This window comes from Coprococcus sp. AM11-30B (assembly GCF_027674365.1).
GTDB lineage: Bacteria > Bacillota > Clostridia > Lachnospirales > Lachnospiraceae > Allocoprococcus > Allocoprococcus comes.
In genome coordinates, this window is the sequence record NZ_JAQDVB010000030.1 from 19,231 (window position 1) to 40,765 (window position 21,535).

The 21,535-nt window shown below is 43.5% G+C and carries 16 protein-coding genes and 1 tRNA gene; 13 read left to right on the forward strand and 4 right to left on the reverse strand.

Features of this window, described 5'->3' with window-relative positions; all coding sequences use genetic code 11:
• Positions 1-12 precede the first annotated feature (12 nt).
• Complete coding sequence (locus tag PGU50_RS16175) at positions 13-2,022, forward strand: beta-propeller domain-containing protein (RefSeq protein WP_270247457.1); 2,010 nt, start codon at positions 13-15, stop codon at positions 2,020-2,022.
• A gap of 285 nt (positions 2,023-2,307) precedes the next feature.
• Here PGU50_RS16175 and PGU50_RS16180 read toward each other — a convergent pair whose 3' ends face one another.
• Positions 2,308-3,717, reverse strand: a complete 1,410-nt coding sequence (locus PGU50_RS16180) for an amidophosphoribosyltransferase (RefSeq protein ID WP_270247458.1) — start codon at positions 3,715-3,717, stop codon at positions 2,308-2,310.
• A 1,316-nt stretch (positions 3,718-5,033) separates the two neighbouring features.
• Between PGU50_RS16180 and PGU50_RS16185 the strand changes: the two genes are divergently transcribed.
• Entirely contained in the window at positions 5,034-7,952 is a 2,919-nt protein-coding gene (locus PGU50_RS16185; protein ID WP_330672588.1) for a tetratricopeptide repeat protein, read from the forward strand.
• A 180-nt stretch (positions 7,953-8,132) separates the two neighbouring features.
• Positions 8,133-10,178: a 1,4-alpha-glucan branching protein GlgB gene (gene glgB, locus PGU50_RS16190; protein WP_270247459.1), complete on the forward strand. Its 2,046-nt coding sequence runs from the start codon at positions 8,133-8,135 to the stop codon at positions 10,176-10,178.
• Between the two features lie 60 nt (positions 10,179-10,238).
• On the opposite strand, the gene PGU50_RS16195 is transcribed toward glgB, so the two are convergent.
• Together PGU50_RS16195 and trmB are read right to left on the reverse strand one after the other, a co-directional pair.
• Positions 10,239-10,562, reverse strand: coding sequence for a thioredoxin family protein (locus PGU50_RS16195; protein ID WP_270247461.1), 324 nt, complete (start codon positions 10,560-10,562; stop codon positions 10,239-10,241).
• Between the two features lie 342 nt (positions 10,563-10,904).
• On the reverse strand, positions 10,905-11,561 hold the full coding sequence (gene trmB, locus PGU50_RS16200) for a tRNA (guanosine(46)-N7)-methyltransferase TrmB (protein ID WP_008371128.1): 657 nt from the start codon (positions 11,559-11,561) through the stop codon (positions 10,905-10,907).
• 215 nt (positions 11,562-11,776) lie between these two features.
• On the opposite strand from trmB, the gene PGU50_RS16205 reads away from it, so the two are divergent.
• The 10 genes from PGU50_RS16205 to PGU50_RS16250 all read left to right on the forward strand — a co-directional run bounded on the left by PGU50_RS16205 (position 11,777) and on the right by PGU50_RS16250 (position 20,972).
• Entirely contained in the window at positions 11,777-12,088 is a 312-nt protein-coding gene (locus PGU50_RS16205; protein WP_008371126.1) for a hypothetical protein, read from the forward strand.
• 3 nt (positions 12,089-12,091) lie between these two features.
• The gene (locus PGU50_RS16210) at positions 12,092-13,138 is read left to right on the forward strand and encodes a V0D/AC39 family V-type ATPase subunit (RefSeq protein WP_008371124.1); all 1,047 of its coding nucleotides are present in this window, start codon (positions 12,092-12,094) and stop codon (positions 13,136-13,138) included.
• Positions 13,135-15,069, forward strand: a complete 1,935-nt coding sequence (locus PGU50_RS16215; RefSeq protein WP_270247462.1) for a V-type ATP synthase subunit I — start codon at positions 13,135-13,137, stop codon at positions 15,067-15,069. The genes PGU50_RS16210 and PGU50_RS16215 overlap by 4 nt, the downstream gene beginning before the upstream one ends.
• Positions 15,070-15,094: 25 nt before the next feature.
• A complete protein-coding gene (locus PGU50_RS16220) occupies positions 15,095-15,529 on the forward strand; it encodes an ATP synthase subunit C (protein WP_008371120.1) in 435 nt (144 codons plus the stop codon).
• 2 nt (positions 15,530-15,531) lie between these two features.
• Positions 15,532-15,840 carry a V-type ATP synthase subunit F gene (locus PGU50_RS16225; RefSeq protein WP_118199496.1) on the forward strand — a complete coding sequence of 103 codons (309 nt, stop codon included), beginning with the start codon at positions 15,532-15,534 and terminating at the stop codon, positions 15,838-15,840.
• A gap of 25 nt (positions 15,841-15,865) precedes the next feature.
• The gene (locus PGU50_RS16230; protein ID WP_270247463.1) at positions 15,866-16,456 is read left to right on the forward strand and encodes a V-type ATP synthase subunit E; all 591 of its coding nucleotides are present in this window, start codon (positions 15,866-15,868) and stop codon (positions 16,454-16,456) included.
• Entirely contained in the window at positions 16,407-18,218 is a 1,812-nt protein-coding gene (locus tag PGU50_RS16235) for a V-type ATP synthase subunit A (RefSeq protein ID WP_270247464.1), read from the forward strand. The genes PGU50_RS16230 and PGU50_RS16235 overlap by 50 nt, the downstream gene beginning before the upstream one ends.
• Positions 18,219-18,232: 14 nt before the next feature.
• Entirely contained in the window at positions 18,233-19,606 is a 1,374-nt protein-coding gene (locus tag PGU50_RS16240) for a V-type ATP synthase subunit B (protein ID WP_270247466.1), read from the forward strand.
• Between the two features lie 12 nt (positions 19,607-19,618).
• Positions 19,619-20,236 carry a V-type ATP synthase subunit D gene (locus tag PGU50_RS16245; RefSeq protein WP_270247467.1) on the forward strand — a complete coding sequence of 206 codons (618 nt, stop codon included), beginning with the start codon at positions 19,619-19,621 and terminating at the stop codon, positions 20,234-20,236.
• Positions 20,237-20,357: 121 nt separating this feature from the next.
• On the forward strand, positions 20,358-20,972 hold the full coding sequence (locus PGU50_RS16250) for an adaptor protein MecA (protein ID WP_008371107.1): 615 nt from the start codon (positions 20,358-20,360) through the stop codon (positions 20,970-20,972).
• 206 nt (positions 20,973-21,178) lie between these two features.
• On the opposite strand, the gene PGU50_RS16255 is transcribed toward PGU50_RS16250, so the two are convergent.
• Positions 21,179-21,251, reverse strand: a tRNA-Lys gene (locus PGU50_RS16255).
• Positions 21,252-21,535: the final 284 nt, after the last annotated feature.

Sequence of the window (21,535 nt, forward strand, 5' to 3'; positions counted from 1 at the left end):
GAGGTGTTTCATATGACAGATCACGAAAAAGAAATACTGGATAAAATAAAACAATCTACGGAAAAAACTCCTGTTCCGGAAAGCCTTGCACCGGATCAGATTATGAAAATGCTGGAAGAGCATAACAGCACTCAAGCTTCCGGACATATCCCGAAAAAGCATGGATTTTCCCGCGGCCACCGGATGCGCGGAGGACTTATCGCTGCCGCACTGGTACTGGTTGTCGGCATTGGCGCCCACATCCGCCAGCAGAATCTTTCTTCAGACTCAGCCACTTCTTCCACAAAAGGCAGTTCTTCAATCGGTACATCCTCCGGTAAGCTTGCCTCTTCCGATACTTTAGAAACGGCAACCGATTATGATGAAGTCTACACATACCTGCAATCTTATCAGGATGAGTTGGATTCTTCATCCGCTACCGGTTCAACCGACAGCGGAATTGTCATGTATTCAAATGAAACAGCCGACAGTGGTGCACGCACCGATAGTTCCATCTCCTCTTCGGATTCTGCAACAGCCTCTACACGCGCTGTGGATACTTCATTTTCCGATACCAACGTCCGCACAGAGGGTGTCGGTGAAGCAGACATTGTAAAAACGGATGGAAATTATCTTTATACACTGAAAGCAAACTCACAGGAAATTTCCATTGTAGATATCCGGTCTGATCAGATGAAGGCTGTTTCCGGCATTTCGCTGAATGAGAATTTTCAGGCATCCGAATTTTACTTGAGTGACCAGAAGCTTTTTGTCCTTGGCAACATGCAGAACACGCAGGTTGATTCTGACAGCAAGACGTTGTACCGCGGCAGCTGTACCCGTATCCAGACTTATGATCTGACAGATATCAACAATCCGAAATCCATCGGAACCGTGGATCAGAGTGGTTACTACCGCACTTCACGTTTTAAAGACGGATACCTGTATGTATTCAGTGACTATTATATTTACGATACGATCACCAAAAAAGATTATCCTTCCTATGTTCCGCTTGTCGGTGACAATCTTCTGAAGCAGTCGGATATCTATCTCCCAACGAACCATGCAGCAGACCAGTACCTTGTTGTCAGTTCCATTTCCGCTTCCAGTCCGGATAAGGCAGCAGACCAAAAAGCAGTCATGTCTGAGAATGGTGAAATCTATGTGAGTGAGAACAACATTTATATTTACGAGTATGCGAACAGCAGTATCCTCGCAGATAATCTTGCGGCAAAGAATCAGACGATCCTCCGCAAGCTGTCTTACAATAAAGGAAAACTTTCCGGCTCTGCCCAGGGCAAAGTAAAAGGATATCTGAACGATTCCTTCAGCATTGATGAGTATGACAATACGCTGCGACTGGTGACAACGGTTACGCACAATGCCGGAAGCTCTTCACAGTCCAATGCAGTCTATGTGCTGGATGCAGATTTGAAAACAATCGGTAAGATCGAAGATCTTGCCAAAGATGAACAGGTCTATTCCGCAAGATTTTTGGGCGATACCGGTTACTTTGTAACTTATGAACAGACAGATCCTTTATTTTCCGTAGACTTTTCCGATCCGGAGAATCCGAAGATCCTTGGCAAGCTGAAAATTCCCGGCTTTTCGGAATACCTGCATTTTTACAGTGATAATCTGCTTCTTGGCATCGGTATGGATACCGATGAAAATGGAGTCACAAACGGGGTAAAAGTCTCCATGTTTGATATCAGTGATCCTTCGGATGTGAAGGAAGTCAGCAAGTACACACTGGATCAGTACTATTACTCGGATGTCTTTTCTGACTACCGTGCAGCACTGGTTGATCCGGAAAAGAATCTGATCGGCTTTCCGCTTTCCGGATCTGCCAACCAGTATGTGATCCTTTCTTACGATAAAGATCAGGGCTTCCAGGTACAGATGCAAGAGGAAGTCAACGGTAATTCTTATCTTGGAACCCGCGGTGTGTATGCAAACGACAAGTTCTATGTGATCAATGGAAATGCAATTGAAGCATACCGGATGGGAGACTATGTGAAGATAGATGATCTGCTGCTGTAGCGCAGATTTGCAGCCGGAGCTGCCGCTCCGCATACTTTGTACACCATCCCACCTCATTGTATACACAAAAATCGTATATAATCGAGTAGGCTGACTCCTACTCGATTCTTATACTTTGTACATCATCTCGCTTAACAGCTCGATGATGTACATTCGCCAAATGCAGATCCTTGTGCAAGCACAAATCTGCACTTGGCTCATCGTATACACAAAAACAGGTGCCCACGGGGATATATCACTAAGATATACTTACGTGGACACCTGTTTTATATTTTCATTTACCTGTTATTCCACACCGTTAAAGCAGTAGGTACATACCTGGCATGCATCAATCCCGATTGATTTGATCAGATCATCCAGTCTGTGATAACGAAGGGAAGTGAAATTCTGTCTCTTGCGGATTTCCTCCAGCATTGCTGCATACCGGTCACTGTTCGGATCCGCATATTCATCCAGTACATTGACATCATTGTCGCCTTCCCACTCACGGATGATTCTTCTTGTGATCAGATCCAGGTCTGATTTGGAACGGGAGAAATTCAAATATTTGCATCCGTACAAAAGCGGTGGACATGCCGGGCGGACATGCACTTCTTTTGCGCCACTCTGATACAGGAACTCTGTCGTCTCACGGAGCTGTGTACCACGCACGATAGAATCATCGATCAGCAGCAGGCTCCTGTCTTCGATCAGACTATGTACCGGGATCAGTTTCATTCTGGCAATCAGATTACGCTGACTCTGCGTTGTCGGCATGAAGGATCTTGGCCAGGTCGGAGTATATTTGATAAATGGTCTTGCATACGGAATACCTGATTCATTTGCATAGCCTATCGCATGAGCGATACCCGAATCCGGAACTCCTGCAACAATATCCACGTCGATCGAATGGTCATCTCTCTGTGCTAAAAGCTTTCCACAGTTGTAACGCATTTCTTCTACACCAACCCCTTCATAAGAAGAAGTAGGATATCCATAGTATACCCACAGGAACGAACAGATTCTCATCTTTTCACATGCAGGACTTACAGTCTCCACAGATTCCGGTGTCACGTAGACGATTTCCCCAGGTCCCAGCTCTTTGTAATCTGTGTATCCAAGGTTGATATATGCAAAGCTTTCAAAGGAAACGCAGTATGCATTCTCTTTCTTTCCGATCACAACCGGTGTACGTCCGAGAAGGTCTCTGGCTGCATAAATTCCATTCTCTGTCAGAAGCAGAAGCGTCATCGAGCCTTCAACTACTGACTGCACATAACGGATTCCCTCAACAAACGAATCCTTTTTACAGATCAATGCCGCAACCAGCTCTGTAGAATTGATCTGTCCATTGGTCATAGACTGAAAATGTGTATGTCCATTTTCATAAAGATTCCGGATCAGCTGATCCGCATTATTGATCTTACCTACTGTCGTAATTCCAAAGCACCCCAGATGCGACTGGATCAGAATTGGCTGTGGATCATAATCTGAAATACATCCAATTCCAATATTTCCCTTCATTGTATCAACATCTTTTTCAAATTTTGTACGGAACGGCGAATTTTCAATATTATGAATCGCTCTCTTCCAGCCATCACTTCCGTAAGTAGCCATACCTCCGCGGCGGGTTCCAAGATGCGAATGATAATCTGTTCCATAAAAAAGATCCAGATTACATGCTTCTTTTGATGCAACGCCAAAAAATCCTCCCATATCTGTAGGTCTCCTTTCTTTATCCCAATGCCATAGCCTGTATTTTTCATCTATTTTTTAGTGTATCATGCATTTATGGGCGGAAACAATAGCAAAACCCCGAATATATTGCAAATGGCTATAACTATTTCTAATCGTATTTATAATTGTTTGAATTTTCTGATATACATGTTGCAATTTCAATTCTTTCTAATTTTATAAAAATTATTTTAAAATTATATTGACAAATAAGTATTTGGGTGTTATTATTAAGTCAATCCAAAAGAAAAGAAGTTCCTGACGAGAAAGGGAATTTCAAAAAGATATTTTTTTAATCTGTTACATAGTTTCATCTATACTCGACAAGAGTATAAGATGAAGAATCAGATCAGAAAAGGGTAACAAGAATAATTGTTATTTGAAGGTTAGAAAGTTTTAAAAAAGCAACTATACATTTTGGTTATGAGCGTTTTGTAAGCGGAGTGTGTAGAGAACAATTTTTAAAATTGATAATTTATAATAATAAGAGAAAATTGATATCTGACTTCTGAACAGAAAAAAGTATAAGAGAAAAAGAATATCCGGATAAAATTTTGGAACGAGAACGAAAGGAAGGAGGCTTTGACCGTTGGATATTTCATCATCTAAAACTCAATATGTTAATGGTATGGCAAATGTAAATTCCTGTGAGATGAGCCTTAACCATAGATTATAATCCGGTAAGAGAAAAGTTAATGATAAAAAAGGTCGGAGTAGTAGATAAACCGGAAGCGATTATAAGATATAAAAAGATTCAGCATTTGTTGACATATTGAAGTAAATACCACAGTAATTCAAGATCAGAAAATGTGTAAAGAAACATTCATTGATAAGTAAATTTAACAGTGACGAGAAAGCTGATAAATACCAAAATTGGATTACCTGATTATATAAAATAACGAACGATCAGAATTGATCAGAATCGATTCATATGATTTCATTTTTATAAATTTTATAAAATCTGAATATCATATGAAATGCTCAAAGAACTTACAGGAATAAGAATTACTTAATTCCTCCGATATAAAAATAAAAATTACAATTGAATATTCCGGGACAGCCATTCAAAAGATGGCTGTCTCCTTTTTTTCTGTTACCAGCTCCCAATTTGTGAATTTTTTGTAATATTTTTTTAACATTTCTGAAAAATATCAGCCGTAATTTTTGACATTGACAACGCTCTATGATACACTTAGTAAGTAAAATTATAAGACTTTTGTTTTCCGTTTCTGGTACAAAAGTCAGACTTACTGAGGAAAAGTAAAATAATTAATAATAATCATATGAGGTGAGAAACGTTGGATAAATATGAATATCGCGCAAAGACAGAGCAGATGCTTGCGTATGCCGAACAGAAGTCTTACCAGAAAGCGATGTCGATTGCAGATACGATCGACTGGCGTAAAGTAAAAAATACCGCCATGCTCTCTACCGTAAGCGAAATCTATGAAAATGCGGGGGAACTTGGTAAAGCACGTGATACCTTATTTATTGCGTATGATAAAGCACCTTCCAGCAGAAAGGTTGTATACCGCCTGGGAATTATTTCTCTGAAGCTGGGACATTTCGATGAAGCAGCTGATTGCTACGAAGAATTTGTCAAGCTTGCTCCGAAAGATCCAAACCAGTACATTCTCCGGTATAAGATCTTAAAAGCACAGAAAGCGCCAGTCAAAGAACAGATTGAAGCTCTTGAAGATTTCAAGCATTCTGAATACGTTGAAAAATGGGCATATGAACTTGCCAGATTATACGCTGAAGCCGGTATGACTTCCGAATGTCTTGATGAATGTGATGATCTGATTCTCTGGTTCAGCGAAGGTACTTATGTATACCAGGCAATGGAACTTAAAATGAAATACAAACCGCTGACTCCACTTCAGCAGGAAAAATACGATCATCGAAATGATGGTATCGGCCGTAAGGATTCTTCCAAGAGAAAACCTTCCTTCCGAAAATCTAAAGAACGTCCGGCACCGGATCCACGAATCGCAGACAAGATCCGCAAAGATGTACATGTCACAGACAGTATTGATCTCCCGGATCTGCCAGAGCCAATGGCCCGGACACATGCTTCCGAATCAGAAGCCGAGTCACAGCCAAAAACCCGGATCCGAAGCACTTCCGATATTTCCACAACCATTTCCGGTGCTTCCCTTTCAGATGCCCTGAAAGCCGGTGTTGCCGTTGCAAGTGGTGCAGTTGCTCCTGAATCTGCTTCAGACGATTCACAGATGACCGGTAAGATGAAGATTGAAGAAATTCTTGCCAACTGGGAAGCAACCCAGCGTGAAAATGCAAAGATTCTTGAAAAGAGCCAGGAGGAAGCTGAGAAAGAAAAAGCCCTGCGCGAGAAGAAGAAAGAAGAAGAAGAGGAAGTTCTTGGAGCTACAAAACCAATCCTTTCTGATGATATCCGCAAACTGATGGAACAGCTTGAAAATGGTGAAGAGCCTGAAATCACCGATGAAGATGCTGAAGATTTCGTTGATGATGAAGAAGATGAAGCGACTGAAAGCCCGGAAGATTCATCCAAAGAAGCTTCAGACACTGACGAGGAAGATCCGGAAGAAAATGATTTTGAAGAAATCGTTGACTCCGAAGAAGATGATGAATCGGATGCGGTTTACGATGAAGAAGCTGAATACGAGGATGAGGATGATTCCGAGTATGATGACGACGAGGAATACGAGGATGAAGATGATTCCGAGTATGACGACGACGAGGAATACGAGGATGAAGATGATTCCGAGTATGACGACGAGGAATACGAAGATGAGGATGATTCCGAGTATGATGACGACGAGGAATACGAAGATGAGGATGATTCCGAGTATGATGACGACGAAGAATACGAAGATGAAGACGATTCCGAGTATGACGACGAAGAAGAATACGAGGATGAAGATGATTCCGAGTATGACGACGACGAGGAATACGAGGATGAAGATGATTCCGAGTATGACGACGAGGAATACGAGGATGAAGATGATTCCGAGTATGATGACGACGAAGAATACGAAGATGAGGATGATTCCGAGTATGACGATGAGGAAGAATACGAGGATGAAGACGAAGATGACTACCAGATTGATGATGAATTAGATGAAGATCATAAAGAGGATTTTGATTTTGAAAAAGAATCTGCTCTCGATATCGATGATCATGATTCTGACGAAGATGATGGTGATTTTGCAGACCTTGATTCCTTTGAAGATGAAGAAGAATTAGATAGCAGTGATGATTATCTTGATCTTGAATTTGACGAGAAACCGGCTCCTGAGCCAAAGAAAGAAACTTCAAAATCAGCGCCAACTCCTGATATTGACGAAGTTCTTGAAATCGAAGAACCGTCAGAAGATGAAATCACCGAACGCATGGGTAAATTCGATACCGGATTCGTTGTACAGGGTCGTTACGATCTGAGTGCAACAAGTGAGATCGGACTGAAGCTTGGACTTACTGAAGAGCAGAAGCAGCTGTTCTCTTACTTTGTACCGATCCGTGGTGTCAGTGAACAGCTTGTTGAAATCCTTGATAACGACAAACGTTGCCGTAACCGTTATGGAACTTCCCGCACAGGCAACATCCTGATCCTTGGTCGCAAGGGAAGCGGAAAAACAGTCCTCGCAGTTGATATTGTAAAAGCAATCCAGAAACAGCGCAGACTCAAACAGGGTAAAGTTGCAATCGTAACCGGTGATTCTCTGAACAAAAAGGACATCGGAAGTATCATCGATAAGCTGAACGGTGGCGCACTGATCATCGAAAAAGCTTCCAAGATGAATGACAGAACCATCCGTGAACTGAATGACATGATGGATGAACAGACCGGCGAACTTCTCTTCCTTCTGGAAGACCAGAAGAAACCGCTGGAAAGAATGTTTGCATCTCATCGCGAATTCAAACGTAAATTTACTTCCAGACTGGAGCTTCCGGTATTCATCAATGATGAATTGGTTACATTCGGTCAGACCTATGCTAAGGAAAACGGATACCGTATCGATGAAATGGGAATCCTTGCATTATACAGCCGGATCGATATGATGCAGAGAGAAGATCATGCGGTTACTGTTGCAGAAGTAAAAGAGATCATGGATGAAGCAATTTCACATTCCCAGAAAGCAAATGTAAAACATCTTGTGAAACGGGTATTTGGAAGAAGCACTGATAATTCAGACCACATCATCCTGAAAGAAGATGATTTTAAATCATAAGATTTCTACAAAGAACGCGCTTCCGGCGCGTTCTTTTGTATATGCAGACCAAACCGATAACTATAAACAAAGAGTTTTAGACATCTTACATAAGAAGTGTATAAGTTGTCCAAAACTCTTTCTTTTTATCGCTATTTCTAGTATAATATTCCTAAATATCTTTGATAGAAGGTGAATGGGATGGCAGTAAAAAAAACAACAGCACAACAGACCAACACGACCCACAAGACGGCCGTAAAAAAATCTACTGTAAAAAAACCGGCAGCTGCTAAAACTGCTGCTAAAAAGTCTACAGCTAAAAAGTCTGTAAAAACTGTAACAACAGATAAACCCGCTGATTATAGAATCGGCGAATTAGATCAATATTTATTCGGACAGGGAACCCATTATGAAATCTATAAAAAAATGGGTGCACATTTTGTAAAAGATGGCAAAAAATCCGGCGTATATTTCGCAGTATGGGCTCCACATGCCAGATCAGTTTCCGTAATCGGTGAATTCAACGGCTGGAGTGAAGATGCAAACGTTATGAAGCGTCAGGAACCGCTTGGAATCTATACCGCATTTGTTCCGGAAGCACAGCTCGGACAGCTTTACAAGTACTGTATCGAGACACAGACCGGAGATAAGCTTTACAAAGCTGATCCATTTGCGAACAGTGCAGAGTTGAGACCGGGAACTGCCTCAAGGATTGCTGATATCTCCCATTTAAAATGGAGTGACAGTGTCTGGATGAAGCACCGGGCAGAATGGGATTTCCATTCCTCACCGATTTCCATTTATGAAGCACATATCGGTTCCTGGATGCGCCATCCGGGACGTGAAGATGAGGGGTTCTACAGCTACCGTGAATTTGCGCATGCAGCTACAGACTACATAAAAAAGATGGGGTATACTCATATCGAATTGATGGGAATTTCAGAATACCCATTTGACGGCTCCTGGGGATATCAGGTGACCGGATATTATGCTCCGACCTCCCGTTATGGTACGCCGGAAGATTTCGCATATATGATCAATTATTTCCATAAGAATAAGATTGGCGTAATCCTTGACTGGGTACCGGCACATTTTCCACGCGATGCACACGGACTCGCTGATTTTGACGGCACAGCTACCTTTGAATATGCAGATCCTAAGAAAGGGGAACATCCGGACTGGGGAACCAAGATCTTCGATTATGGTAAAGCAGAAGTTAAGAACTTCCTGATCGCCAACGCACTGTTCTGGATCGAACATTATCACATCGATGGTCTCCGCGTAGATGCTGTTGCTTCCATGCTGTATCTTGATTACGGTAAAGAAGACGGTCAGTGGATCGCCAACAAATACGGCAGCAATGAGAATCTGGAAGCAATCGAATTTTTCAAGCATCTGAATTCCGTTACTACCGGACGTAACCCTGGCGCACTGATGATCGCAGAAGAATCCACTGCATGGCCAAAAGTAACGGGCAAACCGGAAGATGATGGTCTTGGATTCAGCCTGAAGTGGAACATGGGATGGATGCATGACTTTACTGAATACATGAAGCTGGATCCATATTTCCGCAAAGGCGACCACTACGGTATGACATTTGCCTTAACCTATGCATACAGCGAGAATTATATTCTTGTATTATCACATGATGAAGTGGTACATCTAAAATGCTCTATGCTCAATAAGATGCCTGGTCTTGGATTTGAGAAATTTGCCAACCTGAAAGTCGGATATGCTTTCATGATGGGACATCCTGGCAAGAAGCTTCTTTTCATGGGACAGGATTTCGGACAGCTCCGTGAATGGAGCGAGGCCAGAGAACTTGACTGGTATCTCCTTGCAGAGCCGGAGCATCAGGCACTCCAGAATTTCTACCGTGACCTGCTGCATCTTTACACACACAACAAAGCCATGTATGAACAGGATACCTGCATGGAAGGCTTTGAGTGGGTCAATGCAGATGACAGCTCACGAAGTATTTACAGCTTCATCCGTCATTCAAAGGGCGCAAAAAAGAACCTTTTATTCGTATGTAACTTCACACCAATCGAACGACCGGAGTACCGTGTCGGCGTACCACGCGGCAAACAGTACCGCCTGGTACTGAACAGTGATGAATTGCAGTATGGCGGAAGCGGAAAAGCCCGCCCGGCAGTATATAAAGCAAAGAAACAGGAATGTGATGGAAGACCATATTCATTTGGTTACGATCTTCCGCCATACGGTGTTGCTGTATTCGAATTTTAACATAGCAAGTCAATGCAATCTGCGCAAAATATTCATCATACGAATAATTGATTCCACCAATTATTTTCTTAACATTTCCCGGATTCGTTCTTCCAGAGTTTCTTCTGGAAGAACTCCGGTTGTATATCCATAGATTTTTCCATCTCTGTACACCACAAACGTCGGTACGATCTCAATGCCTATATACTCTGCAATCTCTTTCGATATATCAATATCAATCTTATAAAAAATCCATTTTCCCTGATACCGGCTGGCAATCCTTTCCACAACAGGATACATCATTCCGCACTTTGGACACCATGATGCGTAAAACTCCACAATTACCGGCATCCTCTGCTTTCCGACTGTATTTTCATAATCCTTCGTGATCAATGCGATACCCATACACTTTCCTCATTTCTGCCATCTCAGGCTATGTAAAAAGGACTGGATTTAGTGGCATCCACATTTCGGGTTTAAGATTTTATAGACTTCCTGAAAAGAATTTCTGAAACAGATCAGCTTTTTATTAAATCTTGGATTCTTATAGCAAAACCCCCGCATACAATTCTGAAAATGATGCTTTTTCCGCATATCTGTTCCTTCCTGATTTCCTCTTTCTACAATATATGCAAAAAGACAGCCGATGTGCGGATTGCTCCGTATCTGCTGTCTCTTATATTGCCAGGAATCATCTTACGCACTCAGCGCCTTTATGATCTGCCTGTTGCATTTTATTCAATTGTCTTACTGGCGCATTGCGATCAGTTTATGGATCGGATGTCCCTGCCCGGAAAATTTCTCCTCGTACTCAGTCATAACATTCCCTCTGCTGAGTGTCGGATCATTGTGAAGATCATAGGTCTTCGCCAGAAGTACCCAGCCTGCCAACTCCACCTGCTCCAGTGAAAAGTCAAACAGCTCTCTGTTGTCTGTCTTAAATTCAACGACTCCGTCAAAGGCAAGGATCTTGTCATACCGCTCAAAAAACTGCTTGGAAGTAAGTCTGCGCTTTGCATGACGTGCTTTCGGCCACGGATCTGAAAAATTCAGATAAATCTTGTCAATCTCTCCGACAGCAAAAACCTCCGGCAGATTTGTCGCATCCATACAGATAAAACGAATATTATTGACATCCTTGTATTCCTCGTCATTGTCAAAGCGTTCCAGCGCCCGAAGCAGTACGCTTGAATAACGTTCGATACCGATATAGTTGATGGATGGATTCTCCTTTGCAAGTGTCAGAAGAAACTGTCCTTTTCCCATCCCGATCTCAATATGGATCGGATTCTCCGGATTCTGAAAAGTCTCTTTCCAGGTGCCGCGATATCTGGTCTCATTTTTAATTACAAGGGGATGAGCTGTCAGATAAGCATCTGCTCCTGGTACATTTCTTAACCTCATATATCTTTCTCTTCCTTTAGTGAAAATATGTATAACCTTATTTATTTTATACTATTCTGAAATATTTGAAAACCCAAAAATACATTTTATAAGTTTTGTATAAAATATTCTTATGATATTCTCTTATTTTTTAGTAGAATTTTCTAATTTAAAGTAGTAGAATATGTATGCATTATTAAAAATGTATAAATAATTTTTAAGAAAGGAGTCGGACAATGGATCATATTGTTAAAAAGCTCTCCGAAATCGAACACGCAGCCGAAGCTGTTGTGGAACACGCGGAACTGGAGAAATCAGAACTGGAAGAACGCATTCAAAATGAACGCAATCAGTTCGACAAACAACTTGAAGATCACACCCAAAAGGAGCTGAACGATATCCACAAAGGATTAAACCGTCAGATGGATGAGATTCTTGCAAGGCAGAACCGTAAGAACCAGACAGCGATCGAAGAACTTAAAAAAGATTTTGAAGAGAAGCATACGGCATATGCCGAGAAAATTGTCAGACGTATCATAGAGGGATAGCATATGGGAAATTTACTTGCATACAGTGGCATCGTAACAAAAGTACGCGCCATGCAGGCGAAACTGCTCACTGATGAAGATTTCCAGAACATTGCCGCATTTCATACAGTAACCGAAGTTGCTGCTTATCTCAAAGAACATCCCGGATATCGGAATGTCCTTGCAGATATGGACGAAAACCGTCTTCACCGCGGTGAGATTGAGAAGCTTCTTGTGCAGTCACTTTACAGTGATTATACACGCCTGTACCGTTTTTCCGGAATGGATCAGAAAAAATTCCTGGAGCTTTATCTGAAGCGCTACGAGATGAATCTGATCAACTATTGTCTGCGTATTGTATTCAACCACTATCAGAAGCCTTTTGATCTGGATCATAAGAAAATATTCTTCGACAAATATTCGGATCTCTCCATCGATAAACTGATCACTTCGGGGAATATCGGTGAGCTGGTGGAAAATTTAAAGGGCACAGAATACTATGCGCCGTTGAAACGTCTGGAAAATGCGGAGAACCCAACCCTTTTTGATTACGATCTGGCACTGAATCTGTACTATTTTACAACTATGTGGAAGAAACGCAAAAAGATTCTGAAGCATAAGGAACTGGAAATTTTCACCAGAGATGCCGGAGCAAAGATCGACCTGCTGAATCTGCAGTGGATCTACCGTGCTAAAAAATATTACAACATGCTTCCACCGGATATTTCCACACTGCTGATCCCGATACACTACCGGATTCATGTAGATCAGCTGAAGGATCTTGTAGAAGCACCGTCTGTCGATGAATTTTTAAAGTTGGTTACCAGAACACCTTATCTGCGTCACACCGATACTCAGACACCAGCGTCCATCGAGACGATTTACAAAGACTGCCTGTACCGTCTCTACCTGGCAGACAGAAGAAGTAACCCTTATTCCATCGCAACCGTGAATACCTATCTTTTTCTGAAAGAGGAGGAGCTTGATAAGCTTACAACTGTGCTCGAATGTGTTCGCTACGGACTTCCTGCACGTGAGACATTAACTTATATAGGAGGAACAGCGAAATGATTGTTAAGATGAAGTTCCTGAGCATTACCGGACCACGCGCCGACATCGACCGCATGACAAACCGGTATCTTTCCAAATATGAGATGCAGCTTGAAAATGCACTCACGGAGCTCAAGACAGTAGATAATCTGATGCCATTTCTGGAAATGAACCCTTACCGTGATCCACTCGCAAAAGTGACACAGTTTCTGGGATATATGAAAGACATGCCAGCAGAGCCATCCTTTGATCAGAGCGAAGACGAGATCCTTGAGATGATTCGTTCTACCAATCATGACTACATGGATCTGCAGCAGCAAAAAGAAGAACTGAAAAAAAAGAGAGAGAATATCCAGGCACGTATGAAAGTCCTGGAACCTTTTACTTCTCTGGATTTTGACCTGCATGAAATCATGCAGTACAAATACATCCGCACAAGATTTGGAAAAATCAATGTGGATTATTATCACCGGCTGGAAAAAGCGCTTCTTGAAGACATTGATGCATTATTTTTGGAAGGCTCCAGAGATGCCTCTTATGTCTATGGCGTTTATTTTGTATCGGATGCTGATGCAGGAAAGGTCGATTCGATCATGCGGTCTCTCCACTTTGAAAAAGTCGATCTGCTGGAAGACTTTGGCGGAACCCCGCTGGAAGCTTACCGGAGCCTGGATAAAGAAGTCCAGAATCTGACCGATGAAATCCAGGCAGTGAAGGATAAACGTCAGGAGATGTTCCGCAAGAACGCTTCCAGACTACTCGGTGCAAGAATTCAGCTGGATCGTTTTTCCGATAACTTTGATATCCGGAAATTTGCGGCACGAACCGAGACAGACGAGCAGGAAGAATACTACATCCTCTGCGGCTGGATGTCCGAAGAAGATGCAAATGCATTTATCAAAGAGGCACAGGGAGATGACAAGGTTTATATCGTAGTAGAAGAGGACCGGGAACAGTATTTTGGAGAACCTCCTACCAAGCTTGAGAATCCAAAGCTTTTCAAACCATTTGAAATGTTCATCAAGATGTACGGACTTCCCAGGAGCGGTGAGATGGATCCGACCATTTTTGTAGGTATCATGTACAGCTTTATCTTCGGCGCCATGTTCGGGGATGTCGGTCAGGGGCTGCTGCTCTTTATCGGCGGTGCGATCCTGTATTTCACAAAGAAAATGAACCTTGCCGGAATCGTATCACTTGCCGGAATCTTCTCCACCTTCTTTGGATTTATGTTTGGAAGTGTGTTTGGATTTGAAGACATTATAGAAGCCAAATGGATCCGACCGATCAATCATATGACTACCTTACCGTTTATCGGAAAACTGAATACCGTATTTATCGTATCGATTGCTTTTGGTATGGGAATCATCCTGATTTCTATGATCTTCCATATTATCAACGGCATCCGTGCCAAAGATACCGAAGCAACCTGGTTTGATGCAAACGGCGTGGCAGGGCTGATATTCTACGGGGCAGCAGTTACCTGCATCGTTCTTTTCATGACAGGTCACTCTCTGCCGGGTGGAATCGTTCTTGCAGTGATGTTCGGAGTACCGCTTCTTCTGATCGCACTGAAAGAGCCGCTGACGAACAAGATCAAAAAGAAAACCGAAAAAATGGAACAAAGCAAAGCAATGTTTGTCACCCAGGCATTCTTTGAATTATTTGAAACCCTGCTCAGCTATTTTTCAAATACGCTTTCCTTTATCCGTATCGGTGCATTCGCAGTCAGCCACGCTTCCATCATGGAGGTTGTACTGATGCTTGCCGGTGCCGAAAGCGGGCATATTAACTGGGTAGTGATCGTACTCGGCAACCTGTTTGTATGTGGATTCGAAGGACTGATCGTTGGAATCCAGGTTCTGAGACTTGTCTATTACGAGATGTTCAGCCGCTTCTACAAAGGCAGTGGCCGCGAATTTAAACCTTATACAGGTACTGCAAAAAATTAGTTTTTCATTTTAGGAGGAAATTATCATGACTTTAGCAACTAAACTCATTCTCATTGCCGCACTGGTTTTAAGCATTTTCATTCCATTCGGATATTACCTGCTCGGAGAAAAAAATAAAGGACGTTATAAATGTGCACTTGCCTTCAATGTTCTTTCTTACTTTGGAACCTTCCTTGTAGCAGGGATCATGCTCTTTGGAAGTGTACCGGTACATGCAGCAGACGCCGCTGCCTCAGGCGCAGGCCTTGCAACCGGTCTTGGTTACATTGCAGCAGCTCTTGTTACCGGTCTTTCCTGCATCGGTGGCGGTATTGCCGTAGCAAGTGCAGCAAGCGCGGCTCTTGGAGCTATCAGCGAGGATTCCAGCGTCCTTGGTAAATCCCTTATCTTCGTAGGTCTTGCAGAAGGTGTATGCCTGTACGGTCTTATCATCTCCTTCATGATCATCAGCCGACTGTAATCATGAAAATGTATCTGATCAGTGACAACGTGGATACTTATACCGGAATGCGGCTTGCCGGCGTGGACGGTGTCGTAGTTCATGAAAAGCAGGAGCTGCGTGATGCGCTGGAAACTGCCATGAACGACAAGTCGATCGGTATCGTTCTTCTGACGGAACGCTTTGGAAGAGAATTTCCGGATCTCATTGATGAGATCAAGTTAAAAAGAAAGCTGCCTCTTCTGATCGAAATTCCGGACAGACACGGAACAGGACGTAAAAAGGATTTCATTACCTCATACGTCAATGAAGCGATTGGACTGAAACTTTAACTAGAAAGGCATAGAAGGTGAGACAATGACGCTTGAAGAGAAAATAGCGCATTTACAGGAAACGGTCATGACTGAAGCCCGTTCTGAAGGAAATGCGATCATTGACAATCACAAAAAAGCGCTTGAATCTTTATTTGAAAAACATAAAAAAGAAGCGACCGCACAGTCTGAGGTCCGCATCAAATCCGAGACCTTAAGAGCCAGAAGGCAGGTAAATCAAGCTGCGGCAAAAGCCGAAACCGAACTGAAACGTGCTCTTGGCAAAACACAAAATGAATTAAAAGTCAGGCTGTTTGATGAAGTAAAGGAGCTTCTTTCTGACTTTACAAAAACAGACGAATATCTGGACTATCTCTGCAGCAAAATCCGCGAAGCCGCACGCTTTGCCGACGGCGAGGAGATGACCATTTATATTTCTCCTTCTGATAAGGAGAAACGGACAGAACTGGAAAAACGTACCGGCATGACGATCACCATCAGTGAATATGATTTCATGGGCGGTATGCGTGCTGTAATCCGAGGCCGTAATATTCTGATCGATCACAGCTTCCAGGCTGCAGTCGATTATGAATATCATCAGTTCAGTTTTGCAGCAGGAGGTGCAGGAATTGAATAAGACAGCAACTATTTATGGAATAAACGGTCCGGTCATCTATCTGAAGGGTGACACCGGATTCATGATGTCGGAAATGGTCTATGTGGGAAAGGAAAAGCTGGTTGGCGAAGTCATTTCCCTGGACAAAGACATCACGACTGTTCAGGTCTATGAAGAAACTTCCGGGCTGAAACCGGGAGAAATCGTGGAGGCTTCCGGAAGCCCGGTATCTGTAACTCTGGCACCTGGAATCCTGAACAATATTTTTGACGGAATCGAACGCCCGCTTGAGCAGATCGCAAATGTAGGCGGCGGTGCATTTATCACCCGCGGCGTCAGCGTTGATTCGCTTGACCGCGACAAATTATGGGATACCCACATCACTGTGGCCGAAGGAGATTACCTTCACGGCGGAGATATTATAGCGGAGGTTCCGGAGACCAGTGCGATCGTACACAAATGCATGGTTCCGCCGGATGTGGAAGGTGAAGTAATCTGCTGTGCATCGGACGGAGAATACCGAATCGAAGATACACTTGTCACTCTGCGGCTTTCCGACGGAACAGAAAAACAGCTCAACATGATACAGCACTGGCCGATCCGCAAGGCGCGCCCGACAAGCTACCGTTTCCCGGCAAGTGTCCCTCTGATCACCGGACAGCGTATCCTGGATACCATGTTCCCGATCGCAAAGGGTGGAACTGCAGCAATCCCAGGCGGATTCGGTACCGGAAAAACCATGACCCAGCACCAGATTGCCAAATGGTCTGACGCCGATATCATCATCTACATCGGCTGTGGCGAGCGTGGAAATGAAATGACACAGGTGCTGGAAGAGTTTTCAGAGCTTGTGGACCCAAAGAGCGGCAATCCGCTGATGGACAGAACCACTCTGATCGCCAATACCTCCAACATGCCGGTAGCTGCCCGTGAAGCAAGTATTTATACCGGACTTACTCTGGCTGAATATTACCGTGACATGGGCTATGACGTAGCGATCATGGCAGACTCTACTTCCCGCTGGGCAGAAGCCTTACGTGAGCTTTCCGGCCGTCTGGAAGAGATGCCGGCAGAAGAAGGTTTCCCGGCTTACCTTGCCAGCCGTCTGTCTGCTTTCTACGAGCGCGCAGGCATGATGCATAACTTAAATGGCAGTGACGGATCCGTGACCATTATCGGCGCCGTATCGCCTCAGGGAGGCGATTTCTCCGAGCCGGTCACCCAGAACACCAAACGTTTCGTCCGCTGCTTCTGGGGCCTGGACAAGAGCCTTGCCTACGCAAGACATTTTCCGGCGATCCACTGGCTGACCAGCTACAGCGAGTATCTGACCGATCTCGCCGCCTGGTACCACGACAATGTATCACCCAAATTCGTTGACTACCGCAACCGCATCATGGCACTTCTGAACCAGGAGAGCAGCCTGATGGAAATCGTAAAGCTGATCGGAAGTGATGTACTTCCGGACGATCAGAAGCTGGTTCTGGAAATCGCAAGAGTCATCCGTCTCGGATTTTTGCAGCAGAATGCATTCCACAAGGATGATACCTGTGTCTCTCTGCAGAAGCAGTACAAAATGATGGAAATCATTTTATATTTATACAAACGCTGCCGCGAACTGGTAGCCATGAATATGCCAATGTCTGTCCTCAAGGAGGAAAATATTTTTGAACGTGTCATTGCGATCAAATACGATGTTCCAAATGACAATCTTCAGCTTCTTGACCAGTATCTGGCAGACATTGATGCTTTCCATGACCGCATCATGGAAAAGAACGCGTAAGGAGGGAAAATAAAATGGCAATTGAATATTTAGGCCTCAGCAGCATTAACGGCCCTCTGATCGCGCTGGAAGGCGTTCAGGATGCTTTTTTTGATGAAATCGTAGATTTTGTCGTAAACAGCAAAGAACACAAAATGGGACGTATTGTGGAGGTCTACGAGGACAAAGCAATCATCCAGGTATTTGAAGGCACGGAAAATATGTCTCTTAACAATACCCACACCAGACTTACCGGACATCCGATGGAAATCGGTCTGTCCGAAGAAATGCTTGGAAGAACCTTTAACGGAATCGGCGAACCGATCGACGACCTTGGACCGATCACGGTTGAAGAGGTGCGCGATGTCAACGGACTTCCGTTAAATCCAGTCAGACGTGAATACCCTCGTAACTATATCCGCACCGGAATTTCTGCGATTGACGGACTGACCACACTGATCCGTGGACAGAAGCTGCCGATCTTTTCCGGCAACGGTCTTCCGCACGACCAGCTTGCCGCACAGATCGTAAAGCAGGCTTCTCTTGGCGGCAGCACGAATGAGGATTTCGCCATCGTATTCGCCGCAATGGGTGTCAAGCATGACGTAGCTGATTTCTTCCGCAGAACCTTTGAGGAGAGCGGTGTTGCAAACCATGTGGCAATGTTCCTGAACCTTGCCAACGATCCTGTCGTCGAGCGTCTGATCACCCCGAAGGTTGCGCTGACCGCCGCTGAATACCTTGCATTTGAAAAAAATATGCACATTCTGGTCATTCTTACCGATATGACTTCCTTTGCCGAAGCCATGCGTGAGGTTTCTTCTTCCAAAGGAGAAATCCCAAGCCGTAAAGGATATCCGGGATATCTGTACAGTGAACTTGCCACCTTATATGAACGTGCAGGAATCGTAGAAGGAGTAAATGGTTCTGTCACACAGCTCCCGATCCTGACCATGCCAAATGATGACATTACCCACCCGATCCCTGACCTGACCGGTTATATCACCGAAGGACAGATCGTACTTGACCGGAATCTTCACGGACAGGCAATCTACCCGCCGATCAGCGTTCTTCCGTCCCTGTCCCGTCTGATGAAAGACGGTATCGGAAAAGGATATACCCGGGAAGACCACCAGGACCTGGCAAACCAGCTTTTCTCTGCATATGCTAAAGTAGGAGAGGCTCGGAATCTTGCTTCCGTTATCGGAGAAGATGAGCTTTCTCCGATTGACAAGAAATACCTGGAATTCGGAAAGGCATTCGAGGAGCGTTATATCGGCCAGGGACCGAATGAAAACCGTACCATCGAGGAAACCCTGGATCTTGGCTGGGAACTGCTTAGAATCCTTCCAAAAGAAGAACTTGACCGTGTCGATACCAAGATTCTTGACGTATACTACAAAGGCTAAGGAGGGAAGTCTATGGATCCACGTTCATTTCCCACCAAGGGAAATCTGATACTTGCGAAAAATTCACTGACACTTGCCAGACAGGGATATGAGCTGATGGACAAGAAGCGGAACATTCTGATCCGCGAGCTGATGGGCTTAATCGACGAAGCAAAGGATATTCAGGAAGAAATCGATAAAACCTTCACCTATGCCTATCAGTGCCTTCAGAGGGCGAATATCGAGCACGGGATCAGTACAGTAGAAGAACTTGCCTATACAGTTCCGATCGAGGATTCTATCCGCATCCAGACGCGAAGCATTATGGGAACAGAAATCCCGAAAGTGAAGTACGAAAAAGAAAATACCAGACCAACCTATGCATTCAGTACTTCCAGAGAATCCATCGATATCGCCCGTGATGCATTCTACCGTGTTAAAGAGCTGACACTCAAGCTTTCTGAGGTAGAAAATGCAGCGTACCGGCTGGCTTCAAGTATCAAAAAGACACAGAAAAGGGCAAATGCCCTGAAAAATATTACGATTCCGATGTATGACAATCTCGTATATACGATTACAAATGCACTGGAAGAGAAGGAACGGGAAGAATTTACCCGACTGAAAGTGATCAAACGAATGAAAAACAAATAATATTTCTGAAAAAATCATAAAATATAGAAAATATATTGACACTACACCCGTTTTGTTATATAACTTATAGAACAAATAAGATTACAAAAGCAATAGATTTTACAAATCAGGGGGTGAGCATATGACTTTTTGGAAAGTATCCGACACCAGAATGAACTGCCTTATCACAGAAGCAGAGATTGCCGCACTTGGCTACTCACTGGAAGATCTGACACAGGACAGGGAGCGTACCGAAGAATTTTTGAATCTTCTTCTCAAGAAAGGGAAAGAAGTCCTTGGGCTTAACACAGACAATGGAATCCAGGGATTTTACGGTGCATTTCTTCCTGACCGGAGCCTGATGCTGTCGATCTCCTGCCAGGCTGAGAATTCTCTGGAATCCATCCAAAAAGATGGTTCTGAAGCTTCCGGTATGCTGATTGAGCCTGACAGCAGTGAGAAAGAGACCGTTCGCTGGCAGATTCTCTTTCCAAGTCTGGATAATGCAATCGACTTCTGCAAAATCCTTGGATACGGCCAGGCATCAGAAAGCCGTCTGTATAAAGATGACGGTGTCTACTACCTGATGGTAGACTTCCCGAATACAGAAGACGGCAATAAAAAGGCTCAGCGCATCGTATCCGCCGGTGAATTCGGTGGCATGGTCGAAAAAGATGCAATTTCTGAAGCTTATCTGAATGAACATGAAAAATGCCTCCTGAACAAGGATGCAATCAATATTTTATGCAAGATGTAGTAGAAGGGGACTAAAATAGTCCCCTTTTTAGTACACGAAATAGATTTTCCTTTATTTTTCCACAGATCCAGTAACTTTCCACAAATGAAATAAACGATTACTTTTACATATGTCTTCATCTGTTACATATGTCTCCATCTGTAGAAACAGATTCTAAAAAAAGAGCACCGTCCCCGATGCTAATTCATCAAAAACAGTGCTGATACTGCGCCTTCAGGGATTCGAACCCTGGACAAATAGATTAAGAGTCTACTGCTCTACCAACTGAGCTAAAAGCGCATACATTATTCGGTTTTCCGTAACGCAAGATTTATTATATAAGACAGCTATAAAAAATGCAAGCTTTTTTTTCATAAATTTTAAAATTTTTTTAAATAGATTTTTTTGCTGACAAAGAATGTGCCAAGGCACATATAAAAAAGATCATGTGTACCGTCCGAAATTCGAACACATGATCTTTTTTGTGTACCTTTTAGGGTGGTTTTTTTCTTATCCTACATAAATACTTAAATGAAAAACTAAATTCCGGTTTTGGACCAAATGCAAGAGTAAATTCCATATAG

What these genes read in the sequence shown, in the direction of transcription:
- PGU50_RS16230 (WP_270247463.1), top strand. Translation starts at nt 15,866, where the DNA reads ATGACGCTTGAAGAGAAAATAGCGCATTTACAGGAAACGGTCATGACT.
- PGU50_RS16235 (WP_270247464.1), top strand. Translation starts at nt 16,407, where the DNA reads ATGAATATCATCAGTTCAGTTTTGCAGCAGGAGGTGCAGGAATTGAAT.
- PGU50_RS16245 (WP_270247467.1), top strand. Translation starts at nt 19,619, where the DNA reads ATGGATCCACGTTCATTTCCCACCAAGGGAAATCTGATACTTGCGAAA.
- PGU50_RS16240 (WP_270247466.1), top strand. Translation starts at nt 18,233, where the DNA reads ATGGCAATTGAATATTTAGGCCTCAGCAGCATTAACGGCCCTCTGATC.
- PGU50_RS16175 (WP_270247457.1), top strand. Translation starts at nt 13, where the DNA reads ATGACAGATCACGAAAAAGAAATACTGGATAAAATAAAACAATCTACG.
- glgB (WP_270247459.1), top strand. Translation starts at nt 8,133, where the DNA reads ATGGCAGTAAAAAAAACAACAGCACAACAGACCAACACGACCCACAAG.
- PGU50_RS16225 (WP_118199496.1), top strand. Translation starts at nt 15,532, where the DNA reads ATGAAAATGTATCTGATCAGTGACAACGTGGATACTTATACCGGAATG.
- PGU50_RS16180 (WP_270247458.1), bottom strand. Translation starts at nt 3,717, where the DNA reads ATGGGAGGATTTTTTGGCGTTGCATCAAAAGAAGCATGTAATCTGGAT.
- PGU50_RS16215 (WP_270247462.1), top strand. Translation starts at nt 13,135, where the DNA reads ATGATTGTTAAGATGAAGTTCCTGAGCATTACCGGACCACGCGCCGAC.
- PGU50_RS16250 (WP_008371107.1), top strand. Translation starts at nt 20,358, where the DNA reads ATGACTTTTTGGAAAGTATCCGACACCAGAATGAACTGCCTTATCACA.
- trmB (WP_008371128.1), bottom strand. Translation starts at nt 11,561, where the DNA reads ATGAGGTTAAGAAATGTACCAGGAGCAGATGCTTATCTGACAGCTCAT.
- PGU50_RS16220 (WP_008371120.1), top strand. Translation starts at nt 15,095, where the DNA reads ATGACTTTAGCAACTAAACTCATTCTCATTGCCGCACTGGTTTTAAGC.
- PGU50_RS16205 (WP_008371126.1), top strand. Translation starts at nt 11,777, where the DNA reads ATGGATCATATTGTTAAAAAGCTCTCCGAAATCGAACACGCAGCCGAA.
- PGU50_RS16210 (WP_008371124.1), top strand. Translation starts at nt 12,092, where the DNA reads ATGGGAAATTTACTTGCATACAGTGGCATCGTAACAAAAGTACGCGCC.
- PGU50_RS16195 (WP_270247461.1), bottom strand. Translation starts at nt 10,562, where the DNA reads ATGGGTATCGCATTGATCACGAAGGATTATGAAAATACAGTCGGAAAG.